The 11,347-nt window shown below is 73.7% G+C and carries 11 protein-coding genes and 1 pseudogene; 10 read left to right on the top strand and 2 right to left on the bottom strand.

The window, feature by feature from the left end; translation table 11 throughout:
* Positions 1-7: 7 nt before the first annotated feature.
* Together ABZ371_RS21595 and ABZ371_RS21590 are read right to left on the bottom strand one after the other, a co-directional pair.
* Entirely contained in the window at positions 8-1,096 is a 1,089-nt protein-coding gene (locus ABZ371_RS21595) for a glutamate--cysteine ligase (RefSeq protein ID WP_358682102.1), read from the bottom strand.
* Between the two features lie 157 nt (positions 1,097-1,253).
* Entirely contained in the window at positions 1,254-2,036 is a 783-nt protein-coding gene (locus ABZ371_RS21590; RefSeq protein WP_358682100.1) for a VOC family protein, read from the bottom strand.
* Between the two features lie 218 nt (positions 2,037-2,254).
* On the opposite strand from ABZ371_RS21590, the pseudogene ABZ371_RS21585 reads away from it, so the two are divergent.
* From ABZ371_RS21585 to ABZ371_RS21540, 10 genes and pseudogenes are all read left to right on the top strand, one after another.
* Positions 2,255-2,948: pseudogene (locus tag ABZ371_RS21585) on the top strand (molybdopterin-dependent oxidoreductase); the annotation flags it as partial.
* A gap of 418 nt (positions 2,949-3,366) precedes the next feature.
* On the top strand, positions 3,367-3,693 hold the full coding sequence (locus ABZ371_RS21580; RefSeq protein ID WP_358682098.1) for a plasmid stabilization protein: 327 nt from the start codon (positions 3,367-3,369) through the stop codon (positions 3,691-3,693).
* A gap of 46 nt (positions 3,694-3,739) precedes the next feature.
* Positions 3,740-4,210 carry a DUF5709 domain-containing protein gene (locus ABZ371_RS21575; protein WP_358682095.1) on the top strand — a complete coding sequence of 157 codons (471 nt, stop codon included), beginning with the start codon at positions 3,740-3,742 and terminating at the stop codon, positions 4,208-4,210.
* Between the two features lie 147 nt (positions 4,211-4,357).
* On the top strand, positions 4,358-5,020 hold the full coding sequence (locus ABZ371_RS21570) for an HAD family hydrolase (RefSeq protein ID WP_358682092.1): 663 nt from the start codon (positions 4,358-4,360) through the stop codon (positions 5,018-5,020).
* Positions 5,021-5,263: 243 nt separating this feature from the next.
* A complete protein-coding gene (locus ABZ371_RS21565; protein ID WP_358682089.1) occupies positions 5,264-6,058 on the top strand; it encodes a SigB/SigF/SigG family RNA polymerase sigma factor in 795 nt (264 codons plus the stop codon).
* 100 nt (positions 6,059-6,158) lie between these two features.
* Positions 6,159-7,307 (top strand): FUSC family protein, encoded by a 1,149-nt coding sequence (locus tag ABZ371_RS21560; RefSeq protein ID WP_358682086.1) that lies wholly within the window; start codon positions 6,159-6,161, stop codon positions 7,305-7,307.
* The gene (locus tag ABZ371_RS21555; protein WP_358682083.1) at positions 7,304-8,257 is read left to right on the top strand and encodes a polysaccharide pyruvyl transferase family protein; all 954 of its coding nucleotides are present in this window, start codon (positions 7,304-7,306) and stop codon (positions 8,255-8,257) included. Before ABZ371_RS21560 ends, ABZ371_RS21555 begins: the two co-directional genes overlap by 4 nt.
* A gap of 77 nt (positions 8,258-8,334) precedes the next feature.
* Positions 8,335-9,144, top strand: a complete 810-nt coding sequence (locus ABZ371_RS21550) for an SDR family oxidoreductase (RefSeq protein WP_358682080.1) — start codon at positions 8,335-8,337, stop codon at positions 9,142-9,144.
* Positions 9,145-9,220: 76 nt separating this feature from the next.
* A complete protein-coding gene (locus tag ABZ371_RS21545; protein ID WP_358682077.1) occupies positions 9,221-9,691 on the top strand; it encodes an SRPBCC family protein in 471 nt (156 codons plus the stop codon).
* Between the two features lie 79 nt (positions 9,692-9,770).
* Positions 9,771-11,347, top strand: a 1,577-nt coding sequence (locus ABZ371_RS21540) for an NAD(P)/FAD-dependent oxidoreductase (protein WP_358682074.1), incomplete at its 3' end; no start/stop codon positions are given.

Raw genomic sequence — 11,347 nt, 5'->3', positions numbered from 1 at the left:
CGCCCGCTCACTCCTGGGTGCGCTGGACGCAGTCGGCGATCACCGCCCTCAGGTCGTCGGTGCGGCTCAGCAGCTCCCGCTGCCGGCGTGCGCCGTTGCCCGTGCGCAGGAGCCGGCTGATGCCCTCCTCGGCGAGCGGCAGGTCGCCGATATCCTCGAGTGCGTCGCGCACGTGGGCGAGCAGTGCCTTCAGGACGTCCTCCGCGGGGGCGGGGGTGAGGGTGCGCGGATGGATCAGCGCGTCGTCCAGACCCGAGCGGCCGGCCCGCCACGAGGCGAGGCGCAACAGCCCGGTGGCGACCGGCCGGGGTGGCGTGCCCTCCCGCCATTCCCTCGCCGCCGTCTCGACCAGGCCCCGGACCAGGAGGGCCAGCAGCACGGTGGTCGACGCGTCGAGGCACACGTCGGCGACCCTCACCTCGACGGTCGGGTGGTTGTGGGAGAGGCGGGCGTCGAAATACACCATGCCCTGGTCGCGTACGACGCCGGTGGCGATCATGGCGTCGACGTGTTCGTGGTACCGCTCCGCCGTCCCGAACAGCTCGGTGGCCCCGGCGGAGGGCCAGCGCCCCCAGACCCGGCTCCGATAGCTGCGGTAGCCCGAGTCCACGCCCTGCCAGAAGGGGGAGTTGGCGCTGAGGGCGAGCAGCGGGGCCAGCCACGGCCTGATCCTGTCGAGGACGGCCACCCCTTCCTCGTCGGACTCGACGGACACGTGTACGTGGCACCCGCACGTCAACTGCTCCATCGCCGTGAGCCCGAATTCCCGCTGTATCCAGCGGTACCGCTCGTCCGCGCTGATGGACGGGCTGACGGGCAACGGGGACGTCGCCAGGGCGGCCACCGAGGCGCCCAGCTTCCCGGCGTGCTCCGCGGACTCGCGTCGCCTGCGCCGGATCTCCGCCTCCAGCGCGGCCATGTCGGACTGCGGGCTGGTGGCGAACTCCAGTTGCTGCCTGTGCAGTTCCTTCTGGAAGACGTCGTCCTCCGCTCCCGCCCGGTCGGCCATGGCCAGCACCGCGGCCGACATCGCACACGGCTCGTAGGTGTCCGTGTCCACCAGCAGGAGTTCCTCCTCCACACCGACGTAACGCAACGGCACCCCTCTCCGGCCCGCCCACCGGGAACTCCTGCCCGGCCGGGCAGGGGCCGCGGTCAACGGTCCTCTCGATTGTCCTCGTCCAGTTCCTGCACCGCCTCCTGCCCGCAGACGGACGGAACACCCCTGCCGGGCGCCCCCGGCTCCGCGCGGCTCAGCGGCCGGCGCGCGGTGACACGGTGAACAGTCCGCCCTCGGGGTCGCGGACGACGTATGCGGGACCCTGCACGCCGGGCCCGGGGGCGGCGGGGTACGCCGCCCCACCGGCGGCGGCCGCGGCCTCCGCGGCCCGTCCGGTGTCCTCGACGTCGAAGTGGACGACCCACCTGGGGCGGACCCTCGGGTCGGGGTCCGTCTCGACGGCGCCACCGTGCAGGAGTGCCACCGGACGGCCGGACACCCGGACGACGACGCGCTCACCTTCGTAGACGACCTCGATACCGCCGGCGGCACCGGACCAGGAGAAGACCTCGCCGTAGAAGATGGCCGCCTCGAACACGTCCCGGGTCCGCAGCTCCAGCCGGGGAGGGGCGCTCCCCTCCACCGCCCACGCGGGTGTGGGGCCCTCCCAGAAACCGAACACGGCGCCGTCCCGGTCCGCGGCGAGCGCCGCACGCCCCCGGCCCTTGCGCAGCGGGCCGACCGCGACGGTGGCGCCGCGCTCGCGCACCCGCGCGGCGGTCAGGTCCGCGTCCTCGACGGCGAAGTAGGGCGTCCACACCGTGGCCGGGTCCCAGCCCGGCGGCCGGACACCGATCCCGGCGACCGGCCGGCCGTCGACGAAGGCCGTCGAGTCGTCCTCGCCGAGCGAGCTGCCCCCGAATTCCCACCCGAGGACGGAGGCGTAGAAGGCCTCCGCGCGCCGCAGGTCGCTCACCATCAGGTGCATCCAGCACGGGGCGCCCCGCGCCGGCACGGCGTTCTCCACAACCGACATCCCCATCCGATCCTCGGCATGCATGGCGTGCGCCGGCCGGGCACTGACCGGTGACGCCTCAGCGAACGTACCCGCACCGAAGGCCGCGGCGGCGGGACCGCGGTCTCGTGTCGGCGGTCCTCGTGGTGGCCGGGGCCGACGTCGGCGTCAGACGGTGCCGGTCCGGGGTACGCAGGGGCGGTCGTGCGACCGGGCGCGGCGTGACGACGGAGGTGGGTATGCGAGGGTCGGTGGACCGGATCTCGGAGCCCTGGGGCGGACGGACGCCTCACGGCCGTGACGATCCCTGGCCGGCGAGGGTCGACATGTGCCTGGCCGACGGTGTGGAGCCCGGGCAGGTGGAGCGCTGGGTGCAGACCGCGTCGATCCCGCACTCGGACGGCGACGCGATGGACGTCGCCGTCAGGGACGGCCGCATCGTGGGTGTGCGCGGGCGCGCCGTCGACCGGGTCAACAGAGGCAGGCTGGGCCCCAAGGACCTGTTTCGGCTGGCAGGCCAACGCCTCGGCCGACCGGCTGACCCGGCCGCTGGTGAGACGTGGCGGGAAGCTGGTGGAGACGGACTGGGACACGGCGATGGACCTGGTGGCAGCCCGCTCCCGGGAACTGCTGGGCGAGCACGGCCCCGGTTCGGTCGGTCTCCACACCGGTGGCCGGCTGTTCCTGGAGGAGTACTACACACTCGCCGTGCTGGCCAGGGCAGGGATCGGCACCAACCACCTCGACGGCAACACGAGGCTGTGCACCGCGACGACCGCGGAGGCCCTCAAGGAGTCCTTCGGCTCCGACGGCCGGCCCGGCAGTTACGACGACATCGACCACGCCGAGGTGATCGCCCTGTACGGCCACGACCTCGCCGAGACCCAGCCGGTGCGGTGGATGCGGATCCTGGACCGGCTGGAGGGGCCCCCAGGCGTCGAGGGACTCCGGCCTGCTGGAGCTGGTCTCCTTCTGCCACCCGCGGACACTGCGTCAGATGCGCTGGACCGACACCATGCTGAAGAACCTCTCCCCGCAGATCCTCACGAGCATGTGACCCGGTTCGGTCCGTATTTACCGGGTACTCCAGGCAACAAGCTCCCGGCGTACGAGGGAGCCCAGGCGTTGGAGGGTTGAGACCACAGCCCCCAACGCTGCCCCGATGCCTTCGGTGGCCCGTACGCGGTGGTACCCGGTGCGGGCGCCACCGGCTCTCCCGGAAGGAGCCGGCCACCGACTCGCCCGTTTAGCCGGCTCCGCAGGGGAAACGCGTGTGTCGGGCGGGTGACGGCGCCCGGGCACGACGGGCCCGGAACCCTCGGCCCCGGACCGCACAGGGAAGGAGCACACCATGCCCGCGGGATCCAGCCCCAAGCGCGAGCGGCAGTACGAACACATCAGACAGAGCCAGGAGGAACGGGGGACGTCCGAGGGGCGGGCGAAGGAGATCGCCGCCCGGACGGTGAACAAGGAGCGCGCCAGGTCGGGTGAGTCGAGGACGGCGAGTAGGACGTCCACCCAGGACCGGAAGTCCGCTCCTCAGCGGGGCGGCGAGCGCTCGCACCGAGGTGCGAAGGGGCCCACCAGGGACCAGCTCTACGCCGAGGCGAGGAAGAAGAACATCGACGGGCGCTCCTCGATGAACAAGGACGAACTGCGCCAGGCTCTCGGGCGTTGAGAGAACGCGCCTCCCGGGCGCGGCAGGAATGGGAAAGGAGCGGGCCATGACCGACGGGGCACGCGGCGACGACGTCTACCTGCCACCCAACGACGGTGTGCAGAACCGGCCGAGCGACGAGCTCGACATGGAGAACGCGTTGGGCGAACGCGATCTGGACGACCAGATGGAGGAGGGGTACTCGCCTCCCGAGCGGCCCCTGGCCGTGGACAAGTACGGCACGACCATCGCGGAGGAACGCGAAGGGGAGTCGCTCGACCAGCGGCTCGCCCAGGAAGTGGCGGAACCGGGTCCTCCCGAGGGTGACGGCATCGGTGACCTCCCGCAGGGTGAGGGTGAACCGCTGGAGGAGATCGGCGGGGACGTCCGCGCCGGACGGCTGACGGCCGTCGACGACACGGGCCGCAACACCGACGTGTTCGCCGAGGATGTGGGCATCGACGGCGGAGCGGCGTCGGCGGAGGAAGCCGCCGTCCACGTCGTCGACGAGGAGAACGACGAGCCCTCGGGCATCTGAGGCCCCCGGGCATCCGACGCCCCCGGGCTTGCGGCAGCGGAGCCGGTGCCGGGGCGGGTGGTCCGCGACGGACCCACCGGGCCCCCGCACCCCGCCGCCGTATCCGGCCCGATGGGCGAAGGCGCACAGCGAGAGAAGCGATGGGACATGGCAAAGGCAGCACTCTTCGACGTGGACGGCACTCTCGCCGACACCAATCACCTGCACGTCGTCGCGTGGTGGGAGGCTTTCCGGCAGGCCGGCCACGCGGTGCCGATGCGGGAGATCCACCGGTCGGTGGGCCTCGGTTCGGACGATCTCATCGCGCGGCTGCTCGGCGAGGACCGCGACCGGAGCCAGGACGCGGCCATCAGCGCGGCGCACAAGACCCTGTACGGGACCTACTTCGACCGGCTTCCCGCCTTCGAGAGAGCCGGTGACCTGCTGCGGGAGCTTGCCGGACGCGGTTGGCGCGTCGTGCTCGTCACCTCGGCGAGCGGGGCCGAGCTGACGGCGCTGAGAGCGGCCGTCGACGCCGACAGCGCCATCCTCGACACGGCGAGTTCGGACGACGTGGACGAGGGCAAGCCTGCTCCCGAACCGGTGCAGTACGCGCTGGAGCTGGCGGGGGCGGACGCCGGGGAAGCGGTGTTCGTCGGAGACACCGTGTGGGACATGCGTACGGCGGACCGTGCGGGTGTCGCCGCCGTCGCGCTGCTCTCGGGCGGCATCCCGCGCGCGGACCTCGAGGACGCGGGCGCGAAGGCCGTGTACGAGGACGCGGCGGAGCTGCTCACCCGCCTGGACCACAGCCCCTTCGCGGTTTCCTGACCAGGGCGCCGGCGTCCCGGGCACCGGCCCCGAGCCGGTGCGACCGGGGCATCGGCCGACCGAGGTGCCGACGCGCCGGACTCGGTGAGCCGGCCCCTCCGTTCGGCCCGAGTTTGAGCGGGTATGGTGGGTTCTGTGCTTCGGACAAGAGGTACGCCCGTGGGAGCTCCGCTCCGGGCGGGACCCGTCCGATGCGGTGTGCTCCCACGGTGACCGGCATCCGCCGTCGAGGGAGTGAGTGTCATGGCCGATTCGTCCCGTACAGCCCGGCGTCCGCACGCCGACAGTCCGTCGACCGACGCCGCCTTTCGGCGACTGCGTACGCTGCCGGACGGCCCGGAGCGGGAGGAACTGAGGCGTGAGACGATCTGCGCCTGGCTGCCCATGGCCTACCGGCTGGCGTCCCGGTTCCGCAACCGCGGCGAGTCCATGGACGACCTGCGGCAGGTGGCGGCCATGGGCCTGGTCAAGGCCGCCGACCGCTACGACCCCTTCCGCGGCAAGGCGTTCGAGACGTACGCCGTGCCCACGGTGACCGGAGAACTCAAGCGGCACTTCCGCGACCACACCTGGGACGTGCACGTGCCCCGGCGGGTGCAGGACCTGCGCAACCGGGTGCGTGTCGCCCGCCGCGAACTCGCCCAGACACTCGAAGGGCGCTCCCCCACCTGCGCGGAGATCGCGGCGGAGTCCGGCCTCTGCGAGGAGGACGTCCTGCTGGGACTCGAGGCCCTGGACAGTTACAGCACCCTCTCCCTCGACGCCGAACTGCCGGGGACGGACGACGGCTACTCGCTCGGGGACACGCTCGGCCACTGCGACCCGGCCCTCGACGTCGCCGTGGACCGCGAGGCCGTCAAGCCCGGACTGAGCCGGTTGCCCGAACGGGAGCGGACCATCCTCTACCTACGCTACTTCCGCGACATGACGCAGGTCAGCATCGCCGAGGCGCTCGGCATCTCGCAGATGCACGTCTCGAGGCTGCTCAGCCAGTGCTGCGAACAACTGCGCGCCCAGACCCTTCAGGAGGCCCGGTGACCCGCCGCTTCGGCCCGTCCCCCGCCCGCCGCGGTGCCGGCTGCCCTGCGGCGGCCCGCACGCCACGCACGACCTGCCCGCCCTCGACGCCCCGCGCCCGGTGAGGGTGTGGCCCCGCCCCCTCGTACGGGGAACGACCCGGCCCGACCGCTACCTGCTGGTCCAGTCGCTCAAGGCCGCCGGTGCCGCCGCCGGCGCCTGGGCGCTGACGGGCTGGTGGCTGCAGGCGCCCATGGCGCTCATGGCGCCCTGGACGGCGGTGGCGCTGGTCCAGGGAACCGTCTACCGGTCGGTGCGCACGGCCGCCGAGCTGCTCCTGATGATCACCTCGGGAACATTGCTCGCCGCGGGCGCCGCGGCCCTGACGAGCGACACGATGACCGCCATGATCGTGGTGCTCCCGCTCGCCGTGCTCATCGGCAACTGCGCCCCGGTCGGCGGGCAGGGGCTGTACGCGCCCACCACCGCGCTGTTCGTGCTGGCCTACGGTTCGTACTCGCCGTACGCGGTCGGGCACCGCCTGCTGGAGACGGCGGTGGGCGCCGCCGTCGGGATCGCCGTGAACGCCCTGGTACTGCCTCCCGTCCACTCCCTTCAGGTCAGCCGGCTGGCGTGCGCGCTGCCGATGACCTGCGCGGACCTGCTGCGGGACATCGCCGGGGGCGCCGGTGACTACGACGAGGCCAGGGCCACCGGCTGGTACGAGGGCGCACAGGCCCTGTACCGGGACCTGGCGGACCTGCGCGACGCCCGCGGATGGGCGTACGAGAGCGTCCGGCTCAACCCTGCCCAGCGTCTCAGGCGCAACGTCCGCGCGGCACCGCCGGAGGCGTGGGACTCCGTGTGGACGCGGGTGAGCGACCGGTTGCTGACCCTCACGCTGACACTCCTGGAGACGGCGTCCGACCGCCGCCGGCTGCCCCGGCCGCCGGCGGCCACGCTGACCGAGCTGAGTGCCCTGCTGACCGCCGCCGCCGAGGTGTGCCGCGTCGACCGGGCCGTCATGGAGGACGGGCCCGGCACGGAATCGAGGCGGCTGCGCCGCGAGCACCTGGCGCGCGCCCACGAGGCCCACACGGCCATGCACGGGACCCTGTCCGGGGCGGAGTCCGGGGTGACGGCGTCGATCGGCAGCCTGCTCGCCGACACCCAGGCCCTGCTCGACGACCTGACGCCCGCCGGCGAACCCGAAGGCACCCAGCAAGCGGAACGGGACCCGGCACCGGACCCGAGGAGTGTGAGCAGATGACGCGGTGGCACCTGCCGGCGATCCTGGACGACCTGCTCCGCCCACGCAGCCCCGCGGGGCGCGTACTGGTGACCGGCTGGTTCAGTTTCCTGGACGGCGAGGTCACCGCCGGGGACGCCCTCGCCCAGCGAGCCGCGTCGCAGGCGCTCGGCCACCTGGGCATCGGCCATGACACCGCCTGGAGCCCCGTCTTCGAGCCCGGCGGGCTCACCCTCGACGAGGCCCGGCCCGAGGCGTACGAGCAGGTGCTTTTCGTGTGCGGGCCCGTGCACGGCGAGCAGATCGCCGGGCTGCACCGCCGGTACGCCGGGTGCAGGCGGCTGGCCGTCGGGGTCAGCGTGGTGGACCCGGACGGCCCGGCCGCGCGGGGTTTCCACCGGATCGTGGCGCGCGACGGCGCGGGCGGGAGGCCGTCGCCGGACCTGGCGGCGTCCGCTCCCCCGCGGCCCGCGCCGCCCGTGGCCGGGATCGCCCTGACGTACGGCCAGGGTGAGTACGCCGACCGGCGCGGCCACGAGGCCGTCGCCGGGGTCCTGCTTCCCTGGCTGGCCGGCAAGGACTGCGCGCGGGTCGACGCGGACACCCGGCTGGCGCGCGAGGACCCGCACCTGTGCCGGACCGCGGACCAGTACATGGCCCTGGTGGCCAGGCTCGACGTCATGATCACCGATCGCCTGCACGGCATGGTGCTGGCGCTGCGCGCGGGCGTTCCCGCACTGGTCGTGGACCCGGTGCGGGGCGGTGCCAAGGTGTCGGCCCAGGCGAAGGCCCTGCGCTGGCCGGCCGTGCTGCCCTGCGAGGAGGTGTCCGCCGGGGCGCTGGACGACTGGTGGTCATGGTGCCTGTCCCCGGGCGACGGCGCCGCGGCCGCCCGGCGCAGGCGCCGGCTGCTCGAACGGGCGCGCGCCGGGGTCCCCCCGGGCGGCGGGGCGGGAGGAGCCCGGCGGTGATGTTTGGCACCCGGTCGCGGTGGTACCCGCTCCAAGCGGTGTGCGCCGCGCCCGAACCCCTAGCGCTGGAGGAATCGATGAGCGAGAACAGCCGCCCCGTCGCCCCCGTCGCCCTGGTGACCGGGGCCGATTCAGGTATCGGGCGGGCTGTGGCCGTGAAGCTGGCCCAGCAGGGCATGGACGTCGGCATCACGTGGCACACCGACGAGGAGGGGGCCCGGGCGACGGCCGCCGAGGTGCGGGAAGCGGGCCGCCGCCCCGCGACGATCCGGCTGGACCTCACCGAGCTGCCCGGGGCGGCGCAGGCCGTCGACACCCTGGCGGACGAACTCGGGCGCGTCGACGTCCTGGTGAACTGCGCGGGCACCGGTACCTCCACACCGTTCCTCGACCTGGACCACGCCACGGTCCGCCAGGTGCTCGACGTCGACCTGGTGGGGCCGTTCCTCTGCTCCCAGCGGGCCGCCCGCCGCATGATCTCCCAAGGGAGCGGCGGACGCATCGTCAACATCACCTCCGTCCACGAACACCAGCCGCGCGTCGGGGCCGCCCCGTACTGCGCCGCCAAGGGCGGACTGGGCCTGCTGACCCAGGTCATGGCCCTGGAGCTCGCCGAGTACGGCATCACGGTGAACTCCGTGGCCCCGGGCGAGATCGCCACCCCCATGACGGGGCAGGAGGACGCCGACGTGCAGAGCGCGGACCGGCCCGGCATCCCGCTCGGACGCCCGGGGGACGCCCGCGAGGTCGCCTCCGTCGTCGCCTTCCTCGCCGGCCCGGAATCGTCGTACACGACGGGCGCCTCCTGGGTGGTCGACGGCGGGATGCTGCGGATGGGGCCGCAGGCCGGGTCCCACCTGCGCTCCGGCGACTGGCGCCGCCCCTGAGACACGGACCACGGCATGCGGTTCCCCGAGGGGAGACCGCGACCGCACGAGTGACCTGACGCATACGGGAGGATCCATGGCAGTCCGGCACCACCTCATCGACCGTCCGCCCTCCGCCCTGTGGGCGGTCCTGGAGGACGAGGAACTGTACGGGCAGTGGGTGGTGGGCACCAGCGACTCCCGCCCCGCGGAGGGCCGGTGGCCGGAGCTGGGCTCCTCGATCACCTACACCGTCCACCTGGGGCCGAAGGAGCTGAGCGGCCGCACCACCGTCCGGCGCATCGAGCGGCCGGGCGCCCTGGAGCTGGAGGCCGACAGCGGACGGCTGGGAACGGCGCGCATCGCCTTCGACATCAGGCCGTGGGGTGAGGACAGGACCCTGCTCATCGTCGACGAGCACCCGCTGAGCGGTGTCGGGGGCATCCTGCACAACACGCTGCTGGACGGCGTCCTCCAGATCCGGCACCGCTCCATGCTGGCCCGGCTGGCCCGGGTGGTCGAGGAGACGGCGGACGAGCGGGGCGCCGTCCTGCGTGGCATCTCCTGAATGGCGGGTGGTCCCCGGTGATCTCCCCCGGCCCGACGCGTCCGGTCGGTGCTGTCTCTCCTCCGGCGAAGGGAACCCGATGGTCGACGCAGTGGTGATCGGAAGCGGCCCCAACGGCCTGGTCGCCGCCAACCTGCTCGCCGACGCCGGCTGGACCGTGGAGGTGCTGGAGGCGCAGGACACCCCGGGTGGCGCGGTGCGCAGCGACACGGGCGTCCACCCGGAGTACGTGAACGACATGTTCAGCTCGTTCTATCCGCTGGCCGCCGCCTCCCCGGTCCTCGCCGGTCTGGACCTGGGCAGCGAGGGTCTCCGCTGGAGCCACGCCCCGCACGTCCTGGCGCACCCCCTGCTCGACGGCAGCTGCGCCGTGCTGGACCGGAACAGGGACGTGACCGCGGCGGGGCTCGAGGGTTTCGCGCCCGGTGACGGACAGAGCTGGCTGGACCTGTGCCACATCTGGGACCGCCTGGGCGAGGACATCGTCCGCGCCCTCTTCGCGCCGTTCCCGCCCGTCCGGGCCGGCGCCGTGCTGGCAGCCCGGCTCCGGGCCGCCGGTGGACTCAGGCTGGCCCGCAGTCTGGTCCTGCCGGTGCGGCGGTTCGGTGAGGAGGAGTTCGCCGGCGAAGGCGGCCGGCTGCTGCTCGCGGGCAACGCGCTGCACGCGGACCTGGCCCCCGAGGCGGCGGGCAGCGGCGGGTTCGGCTGGCTGATGGCCATGCTGGGGCAGTTCTTCGGCTTCCCGGTCCCCACCGGAGGCGCGAGCGCGCTCACCTCGGCTCTCGTCCGGCGGTTGCAGGCACGCGGCGGGGTCGTGCGGTGCGGGCAGCGGGTGACCGAGGTGGTGGTCCGGCAGGGCCGCGCCGAAGGCGTCCGTACGGCGGCCCGGGAGGCGATCCCGGTACGCCGGGCGGTGCTGGCCGACGTGTCGGCGCCCTCCCTCTACGGGGAGCTGGTCGCCCCGGCGCACCTTCCGCCCCGGCTGCTGGCCGATCTGCGCCGCTTCCAGTGGGACTTCGCCACGTTCAAGGTCGACTGGGCCCTGGACGGGCCGGTGCCGTGGACGAGCCCCCGGGCCGCCTCGGCGGGCACCGTCCACATCGCCGAGGGCGTCGACGAGCTGACCCGGTTCGCTTCGCAGATCGCCCGGGGGCTCGTACCCGACCGGCCCTTCCTGCTGCTGGGGCAGATGACGACCACGGACCCGACACGTTCACCGGCCGGCACGGAGTCGGCGTGGGCCTACACCCACGTGCCGCACCGGGTGAAGGGCGACGCCGGCCCCGACCGCCTGTCCGGGCGGTGGGACCGGTCGGAGCAGCAGGCGATGGCGGACCGGGTCGAGCAGCAGGTCGAGCGGTACGCGCCCGGGTTCCGCGCCCTGATCCGCGAGCGGCGGATTCTGTCCCCGGCCGCCCTGCAGGCCGCCGACGGCAACCTGCACAACGGAGCCATCAACGGGGGCACGGCCGGTATGCACCAGCAGCTGTTCTTCCGGCCCGTGCCGGGCACCGGCCGGCCGGAGACGCCGGTCAAGGGCCTCTATCTCGCCTCCGCCTCGGCGCACCCGGGCGGCGGGGTGCACGGCGCACCCGGCGCCAACGCCGCGCGGGCCGCCCTCCGTGCCACCCGGGGCACCGCCGCCGCACTGAGCGC

The sequence above is a fragment of the Streptomyces sp. NPDC005899 genome, assembly GCF_040629645.1.
GTDB lineage: Bacteria > Actinomycetota > Actinomycetes > Streptomycetales > Streptomycetaceae > Streptomyces.
Note: the sequence above shows the minus strand (reverse complement) of the source record. Positions and strands in the feature narration are given on the sequence as shown.